Genomic DNA, 22,161 nt, shown 5'->3' on the forward strand with positions numbered 1-22,161 from the left:
ATACTCTTAATTATTTCTAAAAATCCTAAATTATCAAGCAAATTTCTTTGAAAATTGTACCATAAAAATATTTAGTAGAAATATTGCCATTTTGAGTCTAAAACTGGCAATATAAAGAGCTATTTCTTCTCTTATCTTACTTAAATCTCCATCTTTTATAGCTATCATCAGTTTTTTAAACAGAGCTATCCCTATGAGGTTTAGTAATCGTTTAAAATTATAGGTAAACATGATAAGAGCATTTTCTCCAGCTACTTTCTTTTTACTTCTAACCAAGAAGTGATCCCAGCCAAGCGAGCGTTTGATTGTTCCAAATGGATGTTCAACTATTGAGCCTCTCTTTTTCATAAGAGCTTTTGATTCTGGTGTTTCTAAGTCTTGGTAGTATTTATCTAAAAGTTCTTGTTCTGCCCATCTTTGTATCTGTTTGTAACGGGTTGTTTTACCTAAACATTTGTCTTTTATGGGGCAAGCCGTACATGTAGATATTTTTGGTCTATAAATAAACATGAGTCTGCCATTCCTAACATTACTAGAAATACTTTTTGGTATCTCTTGATTATTATCTTTTTCTGTATTATAAACAAACTTATCTTTAGTAAACTTCCCTGCATTTTTCTGCTGCTGTCCTGTTTGGGCATAAGGTACAAGAGTCCTAATCCCATCATCCACACACTTCTTTATTTCAGTTGCTGAGTAATATCCTTTATCTGCTAAAACAACCAAGTCAGGGTTAGTAATCACCTCTTTAGTCTGCATTGCCATGTGATGTAGTTCCTGCTTATCCGTACCTTGAGATGTAACATCAGTAGCGACAATAAACTTGAACTTAGCATCAACACATATTTGAGAGTTGTACGCCATTAAATTATGTGCGGGTTTAGTCATTACACTAGCATCAGGGTCAGTTCTATTATATTGAGTGCGTTTAATCTTTTCTAGGAAGTTTAACTCTGTTGTCAATTTTGCTTTTTTTTTAGAAGTATCTCTAAATTACGAGGGAGCTGTTTTACTAGTTTAGTAGTATGTGTTTCTTCATCACTATATTGTAAAGCACTAAGGTATTTATCTATATTGTTATCTACCTCTTTCAAATCTCTTTGAGTAGTCTTCTTCATGACTAAGGTGTTTTTAGATGCGTTAGCTCTCAAAAATGCTCCATCTAGTGCTACTAGATTATCCCCTATTAAGGCTAAACCTTTTAGCAAAAATACGAAGTCTTTAAATACTTGTTTGAGTGCTTTAGGATTATTCTTTCTAAAATCAGAGATAGTCTTATAAGTAGGTTTTAGCCCTGATGTTAACCACATTAGTTCAATATTTCTAAGATTCTCTTTTTCTAATGCGCGTGAGCTTCTTATCTTATTAAGATAACCGTAGATATAGATTTTTAGAAGTAGCTTTGGAGAATAGGATTTCTGTCCTTCGAAACTTGTAGAGGTGCCATCGAAGCCTAATTCTTTAAAATCTAATTGTTCTACATATAAATCTATTGCTCTTACTTGATTATTCTCATCTACATATTCATCAAGACTTGGAGGAAATAACAGTTGTTGATTACGATTTAAACCCTCTTTGTATTTTTCACTCATAAACACCTCTTAAAGCTCGTATATTACGAACTATTCTTAGTGTTATTATACTGTTTTACAAGTTTAAATATGGTTAATGTTAAGTTGTTTTTGGTAAAATATCTGTAATTTATGAAACTGTTTTAGGTTAGTTATTTCACAGTCTCATAGTAGCCAATAAATTACCTAACGGCAATTTATTGGCTATACTCAAACGTTATCTTCAGAGAAACAGTCTTGCAAAAAGTTCACATTTATGTTAACATATACTTATGAAAGAAATTAAATTCTATAAATTATCATCAGGAAAAAGTCCTATTGAAGACTTTCTTGACTCATTATCATCAAAAGAAGCTCAAAAGGTTACTTGGGTGTTGAGTTTAATTGAAGAAATGGAAACTGTTTCTACTAAGTTTTACAAACAACTTAGTAATTCTGATGGAATTATAGAAGTAAGAGCTCAAATTGTAAAAACAATTTTAGACTTTTAGGTTTTGAAGACAAAGGTATATTTGTTATTTTAACAAATGGCTTTAAAAAGAAAGACCAAAAAGTTCCTAAATCTGAAATCAATTTAGCACAACAAAGAAAAAATGAATATCTTTCAAGAGGAGATTAACATGAGTGATTTGAAAAAATATATTGCAAAAAGAAAAAGTGTTGATGATGAATTTTCAGAAAATTTTGAAAATGGTTATCAAGAATTTAAAATTGGTGAAATGTTAAAACTTGCTAGAAAAGAGACAGGTTTAACACAATCAGATATAGCCGATGCGATGCACACTAAAAAATCTGCTATTTCTCGTATAGAAAACCATGCACAAGATATTAGATTATCTACTCTTCAAGCATTTGCTCACATTATGGGTAAAAAACTAAAGATTCAACTCGTATAAAAAGATAACAAGTACGAGGGTTGAACACCCACTTGTAATCTGTTGCATTCGCACCAGACAGGCAACACCCTGCACAGGCAACACCCCTGTGAGTGAATCTCCACTTTTTGAATGTAAAACAAAAAAAATATATAATAAATTGTAGCAACATTTTTTTGTACTCTAGCGTTATGAGAAATATGACTAATTGACAAAGTGAATAAATTTGAATACAATAGCATTAATAAATATTCAAAGGATTTGTTATGAAAACAGTAACTATGAGAGTAGATGATTCGATTTACGATATGATAAAACTTGCAGCAGATGGTCAAAAAAGAAATCTTTCAAACTTCATAGAGTTTGCAACAATGCAATACTTAACATCTTCACAATTCGTAGAAAATGATGAGATGGCTGAAATAAAGGATGACAAAGAACTAGTTAACAACCTAATGGACGGCTTGAATGATTTTAAAAATGGTGATTACACCATTGTCTAAGTATCAAATTGCAGAAACCAAAACTTTTGAAAAAGTTAAAAAAAATATAGATAAAAAGCTTTACTCAAAAATCAAAAACTTTTTTTATCCTCAACTTAGAGAAAATCCTTTTTATGGAACAAACATTAAAAAGTTAAAAGATAATCTTGAGGGTTATTATAGATATAGGATTGGTAATTATAGACTTTTTTATCTTATCGAAAATGACAAGCTAATTATTGCTGTTGTTGATTTTAGACATAGACAACAAGCTTATGATTAAGCTACACCCCGCTAATCATATATAGGGGCATAAAGCTATTTTATTTTAGTTTTGCTATAATGACAAAATATGGTTTTCGGAATGAAACAGATAGCTTTACTCACTCCTTACAAAAGTAAAAATCACATACAAACCAACTTTTTCAAAATAATTAAAACAAATCATAGAATTTATTGCACAAGATAAACCTAGCATGAACAATAAAAATAAGCTAAATATAGGATAAAAATATATGGTACAAGAGATAGACTTAAGCATAAAACCAGAATTTGTACAAAACTATAAAGATGGTTACCCTCTTATTTCTAAAAAATCCATACTCAACTGGGATAAGCTAAAAGAAGAAGGTACGATTTTAAACCTTCTAGATGATAAAGGCAAGTTTGTACTAAAAGCTTATCATGGAGTACAAAACAAAGGTTATGGTTGGGCACTCACAACAGATAAAGATACGCGAATAAATCAAGATTTTTTTAGTACAAAAATAAAATCTGCTCTTGAATATAGAAAAGACTTTGATGCAAACAAAGATACAACTGCTTGGAGAGTTTTTAATGGTGAGGGCGATGGAGTTGGTGGATTATGCATAGACTATTTTGATGGGTATTATATGCTTACATGGTATAGTCTTGGCATTTATGAGTTCAAATCTGAGATACTTGAAGCCTTAAAAAACAATGTGGCATACAAAGGTATATATCAAAAAAAACGCTTTGATTCAAAAGGAAAATATCTTGATGATGAAGATGATTTTGTTTGTGGAGAGAGAGCTCCTCAACCTCTCATAATCAAAGAAAGTGGATCTAACTTTGCCATTTATTTGGACGATGGAGCTATGGTTGGTGTATTTTTAGACCAAAGAGAAGTTAGAGAGGCTATAAGAGAGAATTACGCAAAAGGTAAAACAGTTTTAAATACCTTTTCTTATACAGGTGCATTTTCTGTTTTTGCTGCCCTTGGTGGTTCTACAAAAACTACAAGTGTTGACTTAGCTAAACGAAGTTACTCAAAAACTAAAGAGCAGTTCTTAGTAAACAACATAGATGTTCTCAAACAAGATATTGTGGTTGAAGATATATTTAATTATTTTAAGTTTGCTATTAAAAAAAAGTATTTATTTGATTTAGTAATCCTAGACCCACCTAGTTTTGCAAGATCCAAAAAACATACTTTTAGCGCATCTAAAGACTATGTAAACCTTTTAAAAGAAGCTATTAAAGTCACAAGTAAAGGTGGAACTCTAGTAGCATCTACTAACTCAGCGAACTTTAATATGATGACTTTTAGCGACTTTATAGCTAAGGCTTTTAAAGAGTCAAACACAAGATATAAGGTTAAAGAAAGATTTTCTTTACCAAAAGATTTTAGAGTTTGTAAGCATTTTAAAGAGGGTGATTATCTTAAAGTAGTATTTATTGAAAAAATAAGATAAAAATAGAGATGACACAAAATATACCAAACTACAAAGATTCTAAGATAGCTATCATTGGTGCTGGTCCATCAGGACTTATGGCAGCAGAAGTTTTGTCAAATGCTGGTTATGCTCCGATAGTATTTGATGCAAAACCAAGTGCAGGTCGTAAGTTTTTACAAGCAGGACGAGGTGGATTAAACCTAACCCACTCTGAAGATTTTAGTGTTTTTTGTTCTCGTTATTTTGAAGCTCAACACTCTATGCAAAAAGCTCTTAATATCTTTAGCCCAGATAATATGCGTGAATGGGCGAAAAGCCTTGGATTTGAAACTTTTGTTGGCTCTTCTGGCAAAGTCTATCCACTAAATAAAAAAGCGGCTCCCCTACTTCGCACTTGGATTCAAAAACTAAAAGCAAACAACACTAAGTTTAAAATGAATTATAATTTTATTGGCTTTAGTAAAGATGTTTGGAAGTTTCAAACGCCTGATGGAGTTGAACAATTCAAATTTGATGTAGTCATATTGGCTCTTGGCGGTGCATCTTGGCCACAACTTGGCTCAACAGGAGAGTGGACAAAGACACTAAAAGAAAAGGGTTTAAATATATCTGAACTAAGACCCGCAAACATGGGTTTTAATGTGAATCATTCTAAAGTATTTAAAGATAAATTCTCAAGAACTCCACTAAAAAATGTACAACTCTCTTTTAGCGATATAAACGATAATCATCACTCAAAACTAGGTGAATTGCTTGTAACTGAGTTTGGGATTGAGGGAAACCTTATCTATGCCCATTCAAAATATATAAGAGAGCTTTTAGAGCTAAAAACTCCTACCATAGTTTACTTAGACCTCTTTGTTCATACTAGTGAGAGTAAACTAAGAGAGCTTTTAAGTGCGCAAAGAGGCAAACAAAGTTTAAGTGCTTTTTGGAAGCGTTTAGGACTAGATGGAGTTAGAGCATCTTTACTAAGAGAAGTTTTAGATAATAATGAACTAAACAAGCCTGACTTAGTAGCAAAAACGCTTAAAAACTATCCTCTAACCTTAGAGTCTTGCAGACCTTTGCAAGAGGCAATTAGCACAGCTGGAGGATTAAAATTTGATAACTTAGATGATAATCTAATGCTCAAAGATTTCACAGGTGTATTTTGCGTAGGAGAGATGCTCGACTGGGAAGCTCAAACGGGAGGCTATCTTTTAACAGGAGTTATGGCTCAAGGCAAACAAGCAGCCCTTGGTATTTTAAAATATTTACAAAAAAATCACGACAAGGATTTAACTGATGGAAGCTTATAACCTTGCTTTAGTCTTTGTTTTTGGTGGATTAGGACTTACTACTTTAAGTGTTTACTTTTTTTTAAGTCTAAGAAAAGAAGATAAGCTCCAAAAGATACGAAGTATGTCTTTTAAAGAAGAACATAGAGTCTTTCTTCAAAAAACACCTCACTATAAAAATCTCTCTGATGAAGATAAAGAAAAGATAGAACGCTCTATCTTGCTTTTTGTACATACAAAAGAGTTTATAGGTATCTCTTTTGATGCTAGTGATGAGATGAAAGTTATCATCGCTTTTTATGCTTGTTTGCTCATACTCAACATAGAAACAGGGAACTATTATCAGAGCTTAAAAACCATCATCATTTACCCACATGCAGTTGCAATAAATAAGATTCAAAACAATGGCGGTATCTTTTCACATGAGCAGTTTTACATTGATGGACAATCATCGCATGACACTGTTGTAATAATCTGGGATGAAGCTAAGAGTGAAGCTTATCATCTAAGACAAGATAATGTCATTATTCACGAATTCACTCACATAATAGACTTTATGGATGGAGAAATAGATGGTGTTCCACCTATAGAAAAAGCAAAGTATAATGAGTGGAGTAGAGTTTTAAATAGTGAGTTTGATAAACTAAATAAGGTAGCACTCAAAAATAAAAACTGGGGGAAATACGAACTTCTAGGTAGTTATGCAAGTACAGATGAAGCGGAATTTTTTGCTGTAGCAACTGAACGGTTTTTTGGTTCACCTGATAGTTTAAAAGAAAACTTTCCTGAGCTTTATAGTGAACTTAAAAACTTTTACAAGATTGATCCTACCAAGCTGGTAGTTTAATAAAGCGGTGTTAAAGAAAAGATAAACACATTTTGCTATAATGCACCAAATAATTTATGTAAATAGGAAAACTAGTGATTACATTAAAAGAAGCTCTAAAGTTAAATAAAGATGACCTAAACAAATTTAAACAAGATCTAAAGGCTAAGATAGAAGCACAACCTGAGCTTAATGCTTATATAGATGTAAACAATATCGGTGAGGGTGTGCCTATCGCTATAAAAGACAATATCCAAGTAAAAGATTGGTCTGTCACCTCTGCTTCAAGCATACTTCAAGGCTATATCTCACCATATAATGCGACTGTTATTGAGAAGATGATAAATGCAGGTCTTAGTCCATTTGGTAGAACAAATATGGATGAGTTTGCTATGGGCTCAACTACTGAGTCGAGTTTTTACGGTAAAACTCAAAATCCGCACAGCTCCCAGCGTGTTCCTGGTGGAAGTTCTGGTGGAAGCGCAGCTGCTGTTGGTGCAGGTTTAGCTATTGCAGCACTTGGCAGTGATACTGGTGGATCTATTCGTCAACCTGCTGCTTATTGTGGAATAGTTGGGATGAAACCAACTTATGGAAGAGTTAGTCGTTATGGTTTAGGTGCTTATGCCTCTAGTCTAGATCAGATTGGTCCAATGACTCAAAATGTTGAAGATGCGGCTATTTTGTACGACATTATCAGCGGTCATGATGCCAAAGACTCTACAAGCATGGAGATGGATGATAAAGTCTCAGACAAGCTAGATCCAAACAGAAAACTAACTATCGCAACAGTTCCAAAACATATAGAGAGTGCAAGTGAGATAGTAAAAAAAGCTTATGAAAAAGCCATAGAAGCACTTAGAGCTGCTGGTCATACTATAGTTGAACGTGAACTAATGGATGCGAAATTTGATATCTCTGCTTACTATATAACTGCAACTGCTGAGGCTGCTACAAACCTTGCTAGATATGATGGTATCAGATATGGCAACAGAATTGAAGGTAAAAACCTTGAAGATACTTTTATCAAAACAAGAAGCGAGGGTTTTGGAGATGAAGTAAAGAGAAGAATTTTACTTGGAAACTTTGTGCTCTCTAGCGGATATTATGAGGCGTATTATGTAAAAGCGCAAAAGACAAGACACATGATAAAAGATCAATATGATGAGATTTTTAAAAATGTAGATCTCATACTCTCACCTATCGCTCCTTCTATAGCTCCTAAATTTGGAGAACTTTCAAACCCTATGGATATGTACTTAAGTGACTTGTATACTATTAGTGTAAACTTAGCGGGACTTCCTGCTCTTTCACTTCCAATACTAAAATCAGATGAAGGTATGCCAGTAGGACTTCAACTCATAGCCAAAGCTTACGATGAGCAAACTCTCTTTGATGGCTCACTCTCTTTAGAAAAACAGATAAACTATAACTCTTAAAGTATGAAGGATTAAAATCCTTTATACTCCTTTAATCACAAAAAAGATATATTTCCAAAATTTAATTCAATAGCTTATTTTCCCCTAAAGAAGGTATATATTTTGACAATAGTTAAACGATATTTTAGCAAAATGAAAGGGTTTGAAAAATCTCCTCCTAGAGAACCATTTAAAAAAATTATGTGGTCATGGATTGGTGCTTTTTTTGGAATATTTTTTGTTTCATTCATCCCTGAAATGATGGATCTAGGGATCATCAATAGCCTCTTTATTGTCGGATCTTTTGGTGCTTCGGCTGTACTTGTATATGGTGCTCCGCAATCAGATTTTGCACAGCCTAGAAACTTGATTGGAGGGCATATTATCTCTGCAATTATTGGTGTGAGTGTTTACAAATTTATCAATCTTGATATCTCTATACTAGGTGCACTTGCCGTATCTTTATCCATAGTTATGATGCACTTTACTTGCACTCTGCATCCTCCTGGTGGCGGAACTGCGCTCATTGCCGTTATTGGGGGTAGAGCCATTCATGATTTGGGTTATATATATGTTTTATCTCCAATAGCTCTTGGTGCCTTTTTATTACTCTTTATCGCCTTAGTGGTAAACAACTTTTCAAAAAATCCAAAAAGGCATTATCCTAGGTATTGGCTCTAAATAAAAGGCACTTTACTTTTTTTTAACAACAAAAAAGATATAATCCAAAAATTATAAGCACCAAAAAATACTGCATAACAAAAAGGATTAGCATGAGAATTCGTAAACGCGCCTTAACATTTGAAGATGTACTTTTAGTACCACAATATTCCGAAGTTTTACCAAAAGAAGTCTCTCTAGAGACAAAACTTACACGAAACATAACTCTTAAAATTCCTTTAGTCTCAGCAGCTATGGATACAGTAACCGAGTATAGAGCGGCTATTGCTATGGCTAGACTTGGTGGGATTGGTATCATTCATAAGAACATGGATGTAAAAACTCAAGCAAAACAAATTACTAAAGTAAAAAAGAGTGAGAGTGGTATCATCATAGATCCTATCTATGTTCATCCTGATGCAACTTTAAAAGATGCTGAAAAGCTTATGAATGAGTTCAAGATCTCTGGCGTACCTGTAGTTGATACTCACAACAAGTTACTTGGAATTCTTACAAATCGCGATATGAGATTTGAGAAAGATATGAAAAAATTAGTAACTGAGTCTATGACAAAAATGCCACTTGTAACTGCTGGAAAAGGTATCTCTTTAGATGATGCAGCTGATATTATGAACAAACACAAGATAGAAAAACTCCCTATCATCGATGAGGATGGACTCCTAAAGGGACTAGTTACTATTAAAGATATCAAAAAGCGTATAGAATATCCAAACTCAAATAAAGATGCATTTGGAAGACTCATAGTTGGCGGAGCTATTGGTGTCGGGCAGTATGAGCGTGCTAAAGCACTTGTAAATGCTGGTTGTGATGTTTTAGTCCTAGACTCAGCACACGGTCATTCAAAAGGAATACTTGATACTGTAAAAAAGATAAAAGAGACTCTTGAAGTTGATGTTATCGCTGGAAATGTAGCAACAGGAGAAGCTGTTGAAGCTCTTATAAAAGCTGGAGCTGATGGTGTTAAGGTTGGAATCGGACCTGGATCTATCTGTACAACTCGTATCGTTGCGGGCGTTGGTATTCCACAAATTTCAGCAATTGATGAGTGTGCTAAAGCTGCAAGAAAACACGGCGTGCCAATCATTGCAGATGGTGGCATAAAATACTCAGGCGACATCGCTAAAGCTTTAGCTGTTGGTGCATCTTGTATTATGGCTGGATCTCTTTTAGCTGGAACTGAAGAGTCCCCGGGTGAGACGATAATGTTTCAAGGCAGACAATACAAATCATACAGAGGTATGGGAAGTATTGGTGCGATGCAAAAAGGCTCAACTGATAGATATTTTCAAGAAGGTACAGCCTCAGATAAGCTAGTTCCTGAGGGAATTGAAGGACGAGTTCCATTTCGTGGTCCAATTGCAGGAATAGTTCATCAAATGATGGGTGGACTTCGCTCATCTATGGGTTATTGTGGAAGTGCTACTATAGAGATCTTTTGGGATAAAGCAGAATTTGTAGAGATTACAAGTGCTGGACTAAAAGAGAGTCATGTTCATGATGTTATCATCACTAAAGAAGCGCCTAATTACCACGGATAAAACAAGGAATCAAAAAAGGAGTTATATATGAATGAAGTAAAATATGCAGGTTTTTGGATTCGCTTTTTTGCTTCATTTTTAGATACTCTTTTTCTAGCTCTTCCTGTCGGAGTTGTTATCTACTTTTTAAGTGATGGCAACTGGTTTGATTTTTCACAATATCAACAGAACATTGCTTACGCCATGAGTGGAAATGCGCAAAAAGCACTTGCAGCTCAACCGCAAACCTCACTAAAGTGGGAGCTACTTTTTGAAGTGAGTGTATTGCTTGTTACAATGCTGTTTTGGAAGAGATGGAGGGGTGCTACTCCTGGTAAAAAGTTTGTAAATATCAAAATAGTGGATCATAAAACACTTGGAGAGATAAACAACAAACAAGCACTAACGCGCTCTTTAGGCTACATCGCATCTACACTTATTTTACTTATTGGTTTTTTTATGGTCGCTTTTAGAAGTGACAAAAGAGGACTTCATGATCTTTTAGCTGGAACTATAGTGATCTATGACGAAGAAAATCTTTAGACTACAAATAAGTATAATTTTTTTTTATATATATTAAGCTATCTTTGCTAAAATTACTCAAATTAAAATATGTTTATCGGAGACATTATGGACTTACAAACAAAAGCTATTCACGTTGGTTATGAAAAAGACTCTCAAAGAACTATGGCAGTTCCAATCTACCAAACAACTGCTTATGAATTTAACGACACACAACACGCTGCAAATCTCTTCTCATTAAAAGAGTTAGGAAACATCTACACAAGACTTAATAACCCTACTACAGATGTTTTTGAAAAAAGATTTGCAGAGGTTGAGGGCGGAGCGGCATCTATTGCAACTGCAAGTGGAATGAGCGCTATTTTTTACGCTATCATCAATGCTGCTGAGGCTGGTGACAACATCATTTGTGCAAGCCAACTCTATGGCGGAACTCTAACTCAAACTACTTATACACTAAAAAGAATGGGCATCGAGACTAGATTTTTTGATGTACATAAGCCTGAGCTTCTTGAAGGTTTAATAGATGAAAAAACAAAAATCATCTTTTTTGAATCTCTAACAAACCCTAGCATAGATGTAGCAGACATTGAAGCAATTACTACTATTGCAAATAAGCACGGGATTTTGAGTGTAGTTGATAACACAGTTGCAACGCCTATACTATGTCGTCCATTTGAATTTGGTGCAGATATAGTTGTTCACAGCACATCAAAATATACTACAGGTCAAGGCTTAGCACTAGGTGGTATCATGGTTGAGAGACACAACCTCGCCCAAAAGTTAAAAGGCAATCCTAGATATACTCACTTCAATGAGCCTGATGAGTCTTACCACGGTTTAGTCTATACTGAGGTTCCTCTTCCTCCTTATAGCCTTAGAGCTAGACTCTCACTTTTACGAGATCTAGGAGCGGTTCCATCTCCATTTAACTCATGGCTTTTTATACAAGGACTAGAACATCTATCTCTTCGTATGCAAGAACACTCTAAAAATGCACTCGCACTAGCTGAGTTTTTAGAGTCGCATCCAAAAGTTACAAAAGTAAACTATCCAGGATTAAAGAGCAACTCTAACTATAAAAATGCTCAAAAATACTTTGATGGTGGAGCTAGTAGTGGACTTCTTAGCTTTGAAGTATCTTCATATGAAGAAGCTGCTAAAGTAGTTGATGCAACAAAACTCTACTCTTTAGTAGTCAATATCGGTGATTCAAAGTCTATAATTACCCATCCTGCATCAACAACACACCAACAACTCAAAGAAAAAGAGCTTAAAGAGTGTGGAGTTTCACAAGGACTCATTAGGATCTCTTGTGGATTGGAATCTATAAATGACCTTATAACAGATATAAAACAAGCATTAGAAGCCTAAAAGCTTCTAATGTTTTAAACTTTAGTCTCACTAAAATTTGGATTAAGTCCTTTTGGCTAAAATATTACAACTATTTTATAAAGAGATACAAACTTGTCCTTAAACCTCAAAACAAATATTGAACACTTCACAAACCCACTTTACTTAGAAAGCGGTCGTATATTAGAACCTTACGACATTGCTTATGAGACCTATGGCGAGTTAAATGATGACAAAAGTAATGTTATAGTTGTTTGTCATGCTTTAACTGGCTCGCATCACTGTGCTGGGATCTATGAGGGTGAGAATAAGCCTGGTTGGTGGGATGGACTAATTGGATCTGGCAAAGCGGTTGATACTGATAAATACTTTGTAATCTGCTCAAATGTTATAGGAAGCTGTTTTGGTTCAACTGGTCCTATGAGTATGCAACATCCCCACCAAGAGCATTATAGATACAAGTTTCCTGTTGTCACTATAAAAGATATGGTTAAAGCTCAACGCATCCTTTTTGATAGGCTAAATATTCACAATGTTCACGCTATCATCGGTGGTTCTATGGGTGGGATGCAAGCTCTACAGTTTGCCATACACTTTCCAAACTTTACAGATAAAATCATCTCTTTGGCATCTACTCATGCGACTCAACCTTGGGCTATAGCATTTAACAAAGTGGCTCAAGAGTCAATACTAAAAGATCCAGACTTCAAGCAAGGCTATTATGATCCAGATCTTATAAAAGAAAAAGGACTATCTGGTATGGCAGTTGGTCGTATGGCTGGGCATATTAGCTTTTTATCACATGAGTCAATGGCAAGAAAATTTGATAGAGAGTATAAAAGAACAGATGGACTTTACGAGCTTTTTGGTAAGTTTCAAGTTGAGTCATACTTAGAGTATAATGGCTACAATTTTACTAAATGGTTTGATCCACTTTCATATCTTTATATAACAAAAGCTATCAATATTTTTGATTTAGCTCGTGGTTTTGACTCTTTTGAAGAAGCACTAAAGAAAGTAACGGCAAAGATCCATCTTATTAGTTTCAAAAATGACATATTGTTTAAAAACACAGAGATGAAATACATTGCTGACACGTTAGAGTCTATTGGAGCAACAAATTACAACTACATAGATATTGATAGTGATTATGGTCATGATGCATTTCTTGTAGAATTAGATAAATTTGAAGACTATATAAAGGAAGCCCTAGATGAGTAAGACACAAGATTTTGAAACAAAATTACAAAGTGCTAAAGGGACTCTAGAAACTCTTATGAACCCTGAGATTACCCTTGAAGAGAGTGTAAAAGCTTATGAAAAAGGCACAAAAGAACTACAAGATGCACAAAAGATCTTAGAAGATGCCGTGCTTAAGATAAACACAATAAAAGCTAGTTAAGAGTCACAAATGAGAGCTGCTGTACTACAACTAAATGCACAAGGTATGAGTAGTACAAAGCTATACAACTACATACGTATAGCACACAACAAAGGTGTAAAAGTTCTCCTTTTGGGTGAATATGTACTAAATCCTTTTTTTAAAGAGCTAGAATCTTTGAGTGCTTCCATGATAAAAGAGCAAGAAAAACATCAAAGTAAAGTTCTAAAAGAACTCTCACAAACTTACAACATGACAATAGTAGCACCGCTTATCATAGTAAGAAAAGGTGAAATTTTTAAGGTTGTTGCGAAGTTTGCACCCTCTTCTACTTCTTACTATGAGCAACAACTTCTTATAAACTACTCTCATTGGAATGAAGAAAAATTCTTCACAAACACTCAAAAGAGTTTAAAGTCGCCTCTAGTTTTTAAAGTGGATGGATTTAAGTTTGCCATCATGAGTGGTTTTGAGATTCACTTTGATGAGATTTTTGCCAAACTTACAGGTAAGAACATAGACTGCTTACTTCTCCCTAGTGTCTCAACTTTTGAATCATATCAAAGATGGAAAACTCTTATACTCTCACGTGCTTTTACTCACAACTGCTACATCTTACGAGCAAACAGAATAGGCGAGTACATGGATAAAGAGTTCAAGTGGAAGTTTTACGGCGACTCACTCCTAGCATCTCCAAACGGAGAGCTCTTAGAACATCTAGGAAATAAAGAAGAGTTAATGATAGTAGATATGAGCCACTCCGAAGTGCTAGATGCAAGACGAGCTTGGGGTTTTAAAGGAAGATTTTTCAACCCTTAATCCCATCCGCTCTTGGATTCATTAAAAATGAGTAAAAGACTTTTATGTAGATCATAAAAGGGATAGTCCAAACTATGGATGACCATAGATATAACTCGCTTATATACTCCTCAAAAAACGGTATCAAACTTCTCATAAGTGTTGCAACTATCATAAGTATTATCATCAGATGCGTGTAGATATTTGACGTTAGATGTCGTCCTGTGTGTATCCAACCTATGATTATCATAACAACTAAGTAGGCAAGCCCTACTCCGCCACTTGTTATGAAGTGTCTAAAGTGGTTTATGGAGTCCATCTTATCATCTAGTAAAGCCCAACCCATCAAAGCATAACCAGCAGAGAGCATCACAAGAATAGATGCAAGGTAGAGCACAAATGGTTGATTTAAGATAAACTCATCTTTTAAGATATAGTCTCCAGTTATAGCTAAAATGGCCGCACCTGTTGCTAGTCCTAGCCATCCAAGAGCTGAGTTTTGTGGGTATAAAAACTCAACTAGTGTAAAGAGAATAACTGCAAAAACGGCTAAGTTTGTCTTTGGTGGGCGAGATACATAGATATCATCTATGCCTTTATCTTCCATAAGCTCATTTACCGCTTCCATATTTACTCGTCTAAGAGCTAGAAGTATAAGTACCACAATAGCTCCAAGTGCCACTTTCAAAATAGTCAAACCATCAGTAGCTGCAAGTCCTGCTTGAGATGCGAAAAACCACGCTTCTATAATGAAAATTGAGACTAGTGAATAACCAAGAGAAGCGTGTCTTTGTAGCTTATCAAGCACTGCATCTTTTGCAAACCAGATAAGCCATGCAAGCATAGCAAGATTTAGCGCTGCTACTATATAAACTCCCAAGTAGTCGATAAACCAAAAGCCAACTCTACCAGCTACCCAAAGTATGATGATATACTTTAGTCTCTTTCCCACAAAAGGAACCATACCAGGAAAAAGTTCAGGGATTCCAGTGGTTAAAAATGCCAAAGATCCAGCTGTAAGAATTCCAAAGATCATCTCATAAACATGCCAAGTAAGCGTGTCATCCATAAAAGGAATACTTAAAATACCAGCCCAAACTAAACCCCATAAAATCATTGTAATGATCATATATGGAGCTAAGAGTAGAAAAATAGGTCTAAAACCATAAGCTAAATATGTGGGGATATCCTTCTCATCAGGATAGTGCATGTAGTGATTTGTAGCATGTAACTTTTTTTCTTCCATTACTTTAACTCCAGTTCAAAAGTCGTTATTATCTCTCTATCTTGAAGTATCTTTGCACTTTGTGCATATACATACTCATCATCTCTTTTGTTTTGTGCTAGATCATAAGAAAACTTTTTAACAATATGTCCTGGATCTGCTTTTAAAAGTAAGATCTCATCACTTAGTCTTATGGCTTCCATAAGGTCGTGCGTTATAAAGAGTATGCTTATCTCTTTTTTACTTATCATATCAATCAAGATACTTTGTAGCTCTTTTTTAAGCCCAATATCAAGAGCGGAAAATGGTTCATCAAGAAACAAAAGTGAGGGTTTTACGACTAGTGCTCTAGCAAAACTAACTCTTTGTCTCATTCCTCCACTCAAATCTTTTGGAAATTTCTCAAAATCACTCTCTTCAAGTCCAAACTCTAGGGCTATTTTTTTTGATTTCTCTATGGCTACACTCTTTTTCTCTCCGGCAGCTAAAAGTCCTAGAGCAATGTTGTCTATAACATTTTTCCATGGAAGAAGTCTTGCATCTTGAAAAGCAAAAGAGCTGCTAGCAAATGTATTAGTTGCACTTCCCTCCTCCACATCTAAAAGTCCAGCACAAAGATGTAAAAGTGTAGTTTTACCTCCCCCGCTCGGCCCTACTACAGAGAGAACCTGACCTTTGTTTAGTGTAAAGTTTATATCACGAAGAATCTCTGTAAAACCAAAGTGATGATTTAGGCTCTTTACTTCTAACTTCTCCATAACTCAACCTCTCTTTTAATCGGCTCTAAAATGATGTACTCAACAAACATAAGTGAGCCTATCATGATAACAACTAAAGCTAAAGCCGTTGGTGTGTCTAACTGGCTTCTAGCAACTGCCAAAGATGCACCGATACCATCACTTGTAGCGAGTAGTTCAGCCATTACAACTATCTTCCAAGCCATTCCAAGCCCACTAACCCAAGCAGGAAATACATAAGAAAATATATGCGGAAAATAGACATCAAAAAACTTCATATGCCATGGAAGTTTGAAGCTATCTGACATCTCTTTTAGGTCGCCATCAAGTGTTCTTGTACCCTGCAAGGCTCCCACAAAGATGATAGGAAAAGATGCAACTATAACTGTAAAGATAACAGTTTCATCGCCCATTCCAAACCAGATCATAGCTAAAACTATCCATGCAATTGGAGGCATTCCAACTAGTATAGTAACTATTGGGCGGCTCATCATAGATGCAGTGGCAAAAAAACCAGCTAGAAGTCCAAAAGAAGTTCCAACCACCAAAGATATACCAAAACCAACAGATGCACGGTACAAAGTTGTTTTTATCTCAGCTATAACATTCTCATCTGCTAGCATAGCAACTAGAGTAGTAAATGTCTCTAATGGCGATGGCAGAACTAAGTTGCCATAGATTTGATTTCCCATATCCCATAGAGCGATAAAAAGCAATATAGAAGCTATAGCACCCCAACCACTCCACAAATATGCGGGAAAATCTTTTAGTATCTTTAGTGTGAACTTCATCTAATCCTCTTTATAGTAAAAGCTATCTTGTGGAAGTTTTCCACCTATTATTTTAGGGTCTTCTTCCTTTAAAACATTAAAGAAAAACTCTATTTTCTCTTGTACATCTGCTGCACTTTTACTTTTTAGATTTATATGAGCTATAGAGTCTGCTACTCCATCTTTAGTTAGTAAGTCAATCTCAGAAGCAACTAATTTCCCTGCCTCTTGTGGATGAGACATATACCATTTTAGTGAGTTATCGTACTCCTCTAAAAAGCGAGATATAACTTTTTTATCTTTCATACGACCTAAAACAGCCATCCCCGCTTGTGGAATATCTTTGTCGGTGTTAAAAACTCTAGCCCACTCTTCTTGCAAGTCAACACTTCTATAAAGATCTGGTGCTATTAGTTTGATAGGAAACGAGTCAGTTTTTCTAAGTGCGACTGAAATTGCAGGTTCTGCTAGAAGAGAGTGATCAATGCGTCGCATGATCAACATCTGCATTGCGTCTATTGGATTTGATACATAAACAAGTTCAAAATCTTTCTTTGGATCTAGTCCTTGTTTTTTTAGAAGTTGCACAAATACGATATCTGGCATATCTGCGCGAAATGGAACTGCAATCTTTTTGCCTTTAAAGTCTTTGAGAGTTTTTAGAGTGTTATCTCTACTTATCATCCCTAAAATTCCCCAAACAGAAACATTTAGGAGTCTTATATCTACACCTTTGTTGTTAAGAATCGCCGCTGTATTTGTTGGAACTGCAACAAAATCAACATCTCCTTTTATAACAATAGCACGAAGTTCATCTGGATTTTTCCAAAGTCTAAACTCTACTTCTTTTGCAACATCTTTAAGTGCATTTGTTTTAATCATGTGCAGTAACGGATGAGATACAGATGCAAATGGTCCAGCAATAACTATCTTCTCAAGCTTTTCTTGTGCATTTAATGTGTTTATAGTTAGCAGCACAATGACTAAAAAAGCGTTTGTTAAAATTTTCATAAATTTTCCTTTAAATATTTGTTATTTGACATAGTATCCTTATTGATATTAATTATCATTGACATCAATCAAGATGAATATTATAAGATTAAGAAGATTATGATAATGATTATTAGTTTAATCAAGATTTAAGTTTTTCTTATCTAAGATTGCAAAATGTATTTATCACTTAAAGAAAAAAAGTCTCCAAAAGAGCATAAATTTTTACTGTTATTAAGTGTATTTCTAGTTCTAAGCACGTTGTCTACTCTTTTTCAAGCTAATAAGTATATCACTATTTCTAGTGAAGTAGTACAAAAAGAAAAAAAGAGAATATTAGCTTTAGTAATAAATCCAGCTCCAATAAAAAAAGAGATAATTAAAGAAAAAGTTATAGAAAAACCAAAAAAGAAACCAAAACCTATAAAAAAAGAGATATTAAAAAAAGAAGTTATTAAAGACAAGGTTGTAAAAGAGGTAGTTGAAAAAGAGATAGTTCAAACCGAAGTGGAAACTAAACAAGAGATAGTCCAAAAAGTTGAGCAAGTTGAAAAACCTATCTTTGATGAGAAGGCGAAGGAGAGTTTTATAGCCGGTCTTTACGAGATGCTAAATGAGAACAAACACTATCCAAAAATGGCAAAAAGAAGAAAGTTAGAAGGAGTTTGCGAAGTTAGTTTCACACTTAGCAAAGATGGAAGACTTAAAGATATTTTTTTAAAAGAGGCTTGTGGACACTCTATCTTAGACAAGGCAGCTCTGAAAGTTGTTAGATCCGTAGAGTTTTACAAACCCATCCCAGATAGCGTGAGTTTAAGCTCACTACATCTAAATATACCCATAAAATACGCAAGGAATTAAAATGAATATACATCAGTTTATAGATCAAGGCGGAGTTATTATACTCATACTCATCGCTATGTTAGGCTTTGGTCTTATCATCATGTTATGGAAGTTTTTGATCCTTCTAAGCTTTATGATAAAGAAAAAAGATAGATGCAAAGACTGTTTAGAAGTACTACCGCAAAATAGTGATATTTCAATGGTTGAGTTAGTTGTTCATGAGAAGATGCACTCGCTTGAACGTGGTTTAGAGAGTGTCAAGATCATTGCAACTATCTCTCCACTTTTGGGGCTTTTAGGAACTGTTATAGGGATCTATACTGCTTTTGTTAGCATCTCTGTGCATGGCTTGGGAGATCCTAGCTTTTTTGCAGATGGGATCTCAATGGCTATGATAACTACTATTGCAGGGTTAATTGTTGCCATTCCGCACTATGTTGGTTATAACTATTTAGTTGCCATGATGGACAAACTTGAACTCTCTTTTACTCAAGAGATCTACACCTTTATAAAGCTTAAAGATGCGTAAGAGACGACCAACAATAGCACCAGATCTAACACCTGTTATAGACATTGTTTTTATCTTGCTTATTTTCTTTATGGTTAGTTCTGTCTTTAAAAAAGAAGATGTCATTTTAGCTCTAAACTTGCCAAACTTAGAAGCTAGTGCAAAAGAGACACAAGAAAAAAGTGTAACTATAGAACTTAGCAAAAAAGAAATAGCAGTTGATGGCAAAAAGAAAGGTTTTGAGAACTTAGATGAGCTTTTTTCTACTTATGAAAAGAGTATTCAGATCCTCATATATATAGATAAAGAAGTGGAGTATGAGAGAGTTATGAAGCTCTTTGAGATACTTCAAGAAAATGAGCTAACTTCATTTTCATTGGTTGCAAAACCACACTAAGAGCCTTTGCATTGGCTCTACTATTGTAGAGCTTTTGGAGATGCTTGGCATCTACTTTAAATAAAATATAGACAGCTTTAATCTTATCAATTGATATTGATTATTATGACTGTTACAATAAAAGGGAAAAAATGAAAAAAATTACAATAAGTGCATCTCTTGCATTACTTATGAGCAACTACGCTTTTGCGGCTGAAGATATGAAAGCTATCGAAGTTGTAAGTATTGCAACTAAAACACAAAAAAGTATAGATGGGGTTGCTGCTACTGTAGATGTAGTTACGCAAGAGGATATAGAGAAGATGGGAGCTTCTAACTTAGGAGATATCTTAAGTAAAACTTCTGGGCTTGTTATGCAGTATGGAACTTTTCCAAGTGCAAGTTCAAAAAGTAAGTCATCTATCTCAATACGAGGTATGGGTGCAAATGGAACTCTATTTTTGCTAGATGGAAGACGCTTAGCTGGAGAGGTTAAAAACCCTTATGACCTGCAAAGAATCCCTGCATCTATCATACAAAGAATAGAAATAGTCAAAGGTCCTATGAGTTCGCTTTATGGAGCAGATGCAGTTGGTGGGGTTATAAACATCATCACCAAACGACCTACTGATGAGATGAAGATAAGTTATGATGCAAGATATGGGATGAATGAAGACTCAGATGCACAAACCACAAACCTAGCTTTAAGCATACAAGGCAAAAGCAATGGCTTTGGCTATAGTGCTTATAGTTCTTACATAACAACTAAGCCTTATGAGCAGAGTGAAGTGGCTGATGTTTGGATTCCTACTGGGAAGAAACCTTCTCAAACTCCTATTGCAGTTTTTCCTGATATGACTAGTATAAAAGATAACTATAACACTGATACTACATATAGAGAAGATAGCGAGATCTATACTCTAGGAACAAGACTCACTTATGATTTTAGCTCTAACCTAACTGCAGGTATAGATATTAACTACTTCAAAGAAGAGAGAGATGGTGTTTATATTGGCTTCGTTCATCCATCAAACTATAAGTTTACTGCTGGCCCAAATGTAGGAAAAAATATACCGACATGGAATGTTCCTGTAAACTCACACGATGAAAACAACAGACTAGATCTGAGTGTAGATCTAGAGTATGCACCTACAGATGAGCTAAACATAAAAACAAGGATCTATAACTCTAAGTATGAAAAAAGAAATACAACTACTGCTAAATATTGGAGTGATTTTGGTTACACCTCAGAAGAAGCTTCTAAAAATGCTGCTATGAACGCTGATGTTGATATCACAACTTATGAAGCATCTGCATCTTACTTAGCTACTGATGCACACCTCTTAACTGGTGGACTTGAGTATAGAGATGAGAAAAGAAAGTCTTCAGTTTTTACTAACAATGTCGGTACAACTGAGAAAAAAGTTGATTATAAATCAATCTACTTGCAAGATGAGTGGGAAGTAACAGAAGAGTTCAATACAATTCTTGGTGCTAGATATGAAGAGATTAGCAACGCTGAGGACAAACCAACATTTAGAGTTGGCGGGATCTATGAGTTTGACAAACTAGCAAAACTAAGAGCAAACTTTGCACAAGGCTTCAGAACTCCAGATATTAGAGAGTTATATATAAATATGAATACTCCAAATGGCCCTCAAAGAGGTGCTGATATTTTAGGTTATAACTTAGAGCCAGAATCAACAAACGCTTATGAAATAGGATTGGGTGGGCGAAACTCCAATCTAAGCTATGACCTTGTTATTTTTTATAACCAAATTACAAATAAAATCCAGCAAGTACAAAAAGGTGCTATTTATACTTACGAAAATGTTTCAGATGCAAACACTAAGGGCTTAGAACTATCTTTTAGCTACTTACTGCTTGAGAACTTAAGCTCAAAATTGGCTTACAATGAGCTAATGACTGAGGATGAAAAAACAAAAAAAGATCTTGAGTTCAATCCTGATAGAACTTTAATGTTAAGTTTTGACTATCAAGTTACAAAAGATTTAAATCTTGGACTAATGGGAAAATATATAGGACAACAACACTATACAAAAGTTATAAATGAAGGTGCACCGACTCAAACTTTGATTCCTAACTCTAAAACAGATGCTTACACTCTTGTAGATCTGACTTTTGGATACAAAATAGACAAGATGTTAGAGATCTATGGCGGAGTTAACAACCTTGGCAATAGTGGTGTAGAAGATATACTTGGTTCAAATGTAGGAAGATACTACTTTGCAGGTTTAAGAGGTAGTTTTTAGTTTATATTTAAAAAACTACAAATCTACTTGATAATGAT

General features: G+C 34.8%; 26 protein-coding genes. 20 read left to right on the top strand and 6 right to left on the bottom strand.

Features of this window, described 5'->3' with window-relative positions; all coding sequences use genetic code 11:
- Window positions 1-33 precede the first annotated feature (33 nt).
- Together M0Q24_RS07525 and M0Q24_RS07530 are read right to left on the bottom strand one after the other, a co-directional pair.
- Complete coding sequence (locus tag M0Q24_RS07525) at window positions 34-888, bottom strand: transposase (protein WP_295049112.1); 855 nt, start codon at window positions 886-888, stop codon at window positions 34-36.
- 71 nt (window positions 889-959) lie between these two features.
- Complete coding sequence (locus M0Q24_RS07530; protein ID WP_295049115.1) at window positions 960-1,592, bottom strand: transposase; 633 nt, start codon at window positions 1,590-1,592, stop codon at window positions 960-962.
- Window positions 1,593-1,843: 251 nt separating this feature from the next.
- Between M0Q24_RS07530 and M0Q24_RS07535 the strand changes: the two genes are divergently transcribed.
- The 16 genes from M0Q24_RS07535 to M0Q24_RS07610 all read left to right on the top strand — a co-directional run bounded on the left by M0Q24_RS07535 (window position 1,844) and on the right by M0Q24_RS07610 (window position 14,422).
- Window positions 1,844-2,062 (top strand): hypothetical protein, encoded by a 219-nt coding sequence (locus tag M0Q24_RS07535; protein ID WP_295049118.1) that lies wholly within the window; start codon window positions 1,844-1,846, stop codon window positions 2,060-2,062.
- A 26-nt stretch (window positions 2,063-2,088) separates the two neighbouring features.
- Complete coding sequence (locus tag M0Q24_RS07540; RefSeq protein ID WP_295049204.1) at window positions 2,089-2,190, top strand: type II toxin-antitoxin system RelE/ParE family toxin; 102 nt, start codon at window positions 2,089-2,091, stop codon at window positions 2,188-2,190.
- 1 nt (window position 2,191) lies between these two features.
- A complete protein-coding gene (locus tag M0Q24_RS07545; RefSeq protein WP_295049121.1) occupies window positions 2,192-2,467 on the top strand; it encodes a helix-turn-helix transcriptional regulator in 276 nt (91 codons plus the stop codon).
- 245 nt (window positions 2,468-2,712) lie between these two features.
- Window positions 2,713-2,949, top strand: coding sequence for a CopG family transcriptional regulator (locus tag M0Q24_RS07550; RefSeq protein WP_295049124.1), 237 nt, complete (start codon window positions 2,713-2,715; stop codon window positions 2,947-2,949).
- The gene (locus tag M0Q24_RS07555; protein WP_295049127.1) at window positions 2,915-3,211 is read left to right on the top strand and encodes a type II toxin-antitoxin system RelE/ParE family toxin; all 297 of its coding nucleotides are present in this window, start codon (window positions 2,915-2,917) and stop codon (window positions 3,209-3,211) included. The genes M0Q24_RS07550 and M0Q24_RS07555 overlap by 35 nt, the downstream gene beginning before the upstream one ends.
- 232 nt (window positions 3,212-3,443) lie before the next feature.
- Window positions 3,444-4,643: a class I SAM-dependent rRNA methyltransferase gene (locus M0Q24_RS07560; RefSeq protein WP_295049129.1), complete on the top strand. Its 1,200-nt coding sequence runs from the start codon at window positions 3,444-3,446 to the stop codon at window positions 4,641-4,643.
- An 8-nt stretch (window positions 4,644-4,651) separates the two neighbouring features.
- Window positions 4,652-5,926 (top strand): TIGR03862 family flavoprotein, encoded by a 1,275-nt coding sequence (locus M0Q24_RS07565; RefSeq protein WP_295049132.1) that lies wholly within the window; start codon window positions 4,652-4,654, stop codon window positions 5,924-5,926.
- A complete protein-coding gene (locus M0Q24_RS07570; protein WP_295049135.1) occupies window positions 5,913-6,752 on the top strand; it encodes a M90 family metallopeptidase in 840 nt (279 codons plus the stop codon). The genes M0Q24_RS07565 and M0Q24_RS07570 overlap by 14 nt, the downstream gene beginning before the upstream one ends.
- A gap of 74 nt (window positions 6,753-6,826) precedes the next feature.
- Window positions 6,827-8,170 carry an Asp-tRNA(Asn)/Glu-tRNA(Gln) amidotransferase subunit GatA gene (gatA, locus tag M0Q24_RS07575; RefSeq protein ID WP_295049138.1) on the top strand — a complete coding sequence of 448 codons (1,344 nt, stop codon included), beginning with the start codon at window positions 6,827-6,829 and terminating at the stop codon, window positions 8,168-8,170.
- A 102-nt stretch (window positions 8,171-8,272) separates the two neighbouring features.
- Window positions 8,273-8,830 (top strand): HPP family protein, encoded by a 558-nt coding sequence (locus M0Q24_RS07580; protein ID WP_295049141.1) that lies wholly within the window; start codon window positions 8,273-8,275, stop codon window positions 8,828-8,830.
- 92 nt (window positions 8,831-8,922) lie between these two features.
- On the top strand, window positions 8,923-10,368 hold the full coding sequence (gene guaB, locus M0Q24_RS07585) for an IMP dehydrogenase (protein WP_295049143.1): 1,446 nt from the start codon (window positions 8,923-8,925) through the stop codon (window positions 10,366-10,368).
- A gap of 27 nt (window positions 10,369-10,395) precedes the next feature.
- Window positions 10,396-10,890: an RDD family protein gene (locus M0Q24_RS07590; protein ID WP_295049146.1), complete on the top strand. Its 495-nt coding sequence runs from the start codon at window positions 10,396-10,398 to the stop codon at window positions 10,888-10,890.
- A gap of 87 nt (window positions 10,891-10,977) precedes the next feature.
- The gene (locus tag M0Q24_RS07595; RefSeq protein ID WP_295049148.1) at window positions 10,978-12,243 is read left to right on the top strand and encodes an aminotransferase class I/II-fold pyridoxal phosphate-dependent enzyme; all 1,266 of its coding nucleotides are present in this window, start codon (window positions 10,978-10,980) and stop codon (window positions 12,241-12,243) included.
- A gap of 93 nt (window positions 12,244-12,336) precedes the next feature.
- Complete coding sequence (locus tag M0Q24_RS07600) at window positions 12,337-13,443, top strand: homoserine O-acetyltransferase (protein WP_295049151.1); 1,107 nt, start codon at window positions 12,337-12,339, stop codon at window positions 13,441-13,443.
- Entirely contained in the window at window positions 13,436-13,624 is a 189-nt protein-coding gene (xseB, locus tag M0Q24_RS07605) for an exodeoxyribonuclease VII small subunit (RefSeq protein WP_295049154.1), read from the top strand. Before M0Q24_RS07600 ends, xseB begins: the two co-directional genes overlap by 8 nt.
- Before the next feature lie 9 nt (window positions 13,625-13,633).
- On the top strand, window positions 13,634-14,422 hold the full coding sequence (locus M0Q24_RS07610) for a carbon-nitrogen hydrolase family protein (protein ID WP_295049157.1): 789 nt from the start codon (window positions 13,634-13,636) through the stop codon (window positions 14,420-14,422).
- On the opposite strand, the gene M0Q24_RS07615 is transcribed toward M0Q24_RS07610, so the two are convergent.
- Genes M0Q24_RS07615 through M0Q24_RS07630 form a run of 4 tightly spaced genes read right to left on the bottom strand, consistent with a single transcriptional unit; the run spans window position 14,412 to window position 18,144 of the window.
- Window positions 14,412-15,647: an NnrS family protein gene (locus M0Q24_RS07615; protein ID WP_295049160.1), complete on the bottom strand. Its 1,236-nt coding sequence runs from the start codon at window positions 15,645-15,647 to the stop codon at window positions 14,412-14,414. The genes M0Q24_RS07610 and M0Q24_RS07615 overlap by 11 nt on opposite strands.
- Window positions 15,647-16,384, bottom strand: a complete 738-nt coding sequence (locus M0Q24_RS07620; RefSeq protein WP_295049163.1) for an ATP-binding cassette domain-containing protein — start codon at window positions 16,382-16,384, stop codon at window positions 15,647-15,649. Before M0Q24_RS07620 ends, M0Q24_RS07615 begins: the two co-directional genes overlap by 1 nt.
- Window positions 16,372-17,154 (bottom strand): ABC transporter permease, encoded by a 783-nt coding sequence (locus tag M0Q24_RS07625; RefSeq protein WP_295049166.1) that lies wholly within the window; start codon window positions 17,152-17,154, stop codon window positions 16,372-16,374. The genes M0Q24_RS07620 and M0Q24_RS07625 overlap by 13 nt, the downstream gene beginning before the upstream one ends.
- Window positions 17,155-18,144 (bottom strand): ABC transporter substrate-binding protein, encoded by a 990-nt coding sequence (locus M0Q24_RS07630; RefSeq protein WP_295049169.1) that lies wholly within the window; start codon window positions 18,142-18,144, stop codon window positions 17,155-17,157.
- A gap of 156 nt (window positions 18,145-18,300) precedes the next feature.
- On the opposite strand from M0Q24_RS07630, the gene M0Q24_RS07635 reads away from it, so the two are divergent.
- The 4 genes from M0Q24_RS07635 (at window position 18,301) to M0Q24_RS07650 (ending at window position 22,123) form a co-directional block, all read left to right on the top strand.
- Complete coding sequence (locus tag M0Q24_RS07635; protein WP_295049172.1) at window positions 18,301-18,984, top strand: energy transducer TonB; 684 nt, start codon at window positions 18,301-18,303, stop codon at window positions 18,982-18,984.
- Window position 18,985: 1 nt separating this feature from the next.
- Window positions 18,986-19,495 (top strand): MotA/TolQ/ExbB proton channel family protein, encoded by a 510-nt coding sequence (locus tag M0Q24_RS07640; protein WP_295049175.1) that lies wholly within the window; start codon window positions 18,986-18,988, stop codon window positions 19,493-19,495.
- Window positions 19,488-19,871: a biopolymer transporter ExbD gene (locus M0Q24_RS07645; RefSeq protein WP_295049178.1), complete on the top strand. Its 384-nt coding sequence runs from the start codon at window positions 19,488-19,490 to the stop codon at window positions 19,869-19,871. Before M0Q24_RS07640 ends, M0Q24_RS07645 begins: the two co-directional genes overlap by 8 nt.
- A 131-nt stretch (window positions 19,872-20,002) precedes the next feature.
- Window positions 20,003-22,123, top strand: coding sequence for a TonB-dependent receptor (locus tag M0Q24_RS07650; RefSeq protein WP_295049181.1), 2,121 nt, complete (start codon window positions 20,003-20,005; stop codon window positions 22,121-22,123).
- The last annotated feature ends 38 nt before the right edge of the window (window positions 22,124-22,161 follow it).

The sequence above is a fragment of the Sulfurimonas sp. genome (assembly GCF_023228785.1).
GTDB lineage: Bacteria > Campylobacterota > Campylobacteria > Campylobacterales > Sulfurimonadaceae > Sulfurimonas.

What these genes read in the sequence shown, in the direction of transcription:
- M0Q24_RS07525 (WP_295049112.1), bottom strand. Translation starts at nt 888, where the DNA reads ATGACTAAACCCGCACATAATTTAATGGCGTACAACTCTCAAATATGT.
- M0Q24_RS07530 (WP_295049115.1), bottom strand. Translation starts at nt 1,592, where the DNA reads ATGAGTGAAAAATACAAAGAGGGTTTAAATCGTAATCAACAACTGTTA.
- M0Q24_RS07535 (WP_295049118.1), top strand. Translation starts at nt 1,844, where the DNA reads ATGAAAGAAATTAAATTCTATAAATTATCATCAGGAAAAAGTCCTATT.
- M0Q24_RS07545 (WP_295049121.1), top strand. Translation starts at nt 2,192, where the DNA reads ATGAGTGATTTGAAAAAATATATTGCAAAAAGAAAAAGTGTTGATGAT.
- M0Q24_RS07550 (WP_295049124.1), top strand. Translation starts at nt 2,713, where the DNA reads ATGAAAACAGTAACTATGAGAGTAGATGATTCGATTTACGATATGATA.
- M0Q24_RS07555 (WP_295049127.1), top strand. Translation starts at nt 2,915, where the DNA reads ATGATTTTAAAAATGGTGATTACACCATTGTCTAAGTATCAAATTGCA.
- M0Q24_RS07560 (WP_295049129.1), top strand. Translation starts at nt 3,444, where the DNA reads ATGGTACAAGAGATAGACTTAAGCATAAAACCAGAATTTGTACAAAAC.
- M0Q24_RS07565 (WP_295049132.1), top strand. Translation starts at nt 4,652, where the DNA reads ATGACACAAAATATACCAAACTACAAAGATTCTAAGATAGCTATCATT.
- M0Q24_RS07570 (WP_295049135.1), top strand. Translation starts at nt 5,913, where the DNA reads ATGGAAGCTTATAACCTTGCTTTAGTCTTTGTTTTTGGTGGATTAGGA.
- guaB (WP_295049143.1), top strand. Translation starts at nt 8,923, where the DNA reads ATGAGAATTCGTAAACGCGCCTTAACATTTGAAGATGTACTTTTAGTA.
- M0Q24_RS07590 (WP_295049146.1), top strand. Translation starts at nt 10,396, where the DNA reads ATGAATGAAGTAAAATATGCAGGTTTTTGGATTCGCTTTTTTGCTTCA.
- M0Q24_RS07595 (WP_295049148.1), top strand. Translation starts at nt 10,978, where the DNA reads ATGGACTTACAAACAAAAGCTATTCACGTTGGTTATGAAAAAGACTCT.
- xseB (WP_295049154.1), top strand. Translation starts at nt 13,436, where the DNA reads ATGAGTAAGACACAAGATTTTGAAACAAAATTACAAAGTGCTAAAGGG.
- M0Q24_RS07610 (WP_295049157.1), top strand. Translation starts at nt 13,634, where the DNA reads ATGAGAGCTGCTGTACTACAACTAAATGCACAAGGTATGAGTAGTACA.
- M0Q24_RS07615 (WP_295049160.1), bottom strand. Translation starts at nt 15,647, where the DNA reads ATGGAAGAAAAAAAGTTACATGCTACAAATCACTACATGCACTATCCT.
- M0Q24_RS07620 (WP_295049163.1), bottom strand. Translation starts at nt 16,384, where the DNA reads ATGGAGAAGTTAGAAGTAAAGAGCCTAAATCATCACTTTGGTTTTACA.
- M0Q24_RS07625 (WP_295049166.1), bottom strand. Translation starts at nt 17,154, where the DNA reads ATGAAGTTCACACTAAAGATACTAAAAGATTTTCCCGCATATTTGTGG.
- M0Q24_RS07630 (WP_295049169.1), bottom strand. Translation starts at nt 18,144, where the DNA reads ATGAAAATTTTAACAAACGCTTTTTTAGTCATTGTGCTGCTAACTATA.
- M0Q24_RS07635 (WP_295049172.1), top strand. Translation starts at nt 18,301, where the DNA reads ATGTATTTATCACTTAAAGAAAAAAAGTCTCCAAAAGAGCATAAATTT.
- M0Q24_RS07640 (WP_295049175.1), top strand. Translation starts at nt 18,986, where the DNA reads ATGAATATACATCAGTTTATAGATCAAGGCGGAGTTATTATACTCATA.
- M0Q24_RS07645 (WP_295049178.1), top strand. Translation starts at nt 19,488, where the DNA reads ATGCGTAAGAGACGACCAACAATAGCACCAGATCTAACACCTGTTATA.
- M0Q24_RS07650 (WP_295049181.1), top strand. Translation starts at nt 20,003, where the DNA reads ATGAAAAAAATTACAATAAGTGCATCTCTTGCATTACTTATGAGCAAC.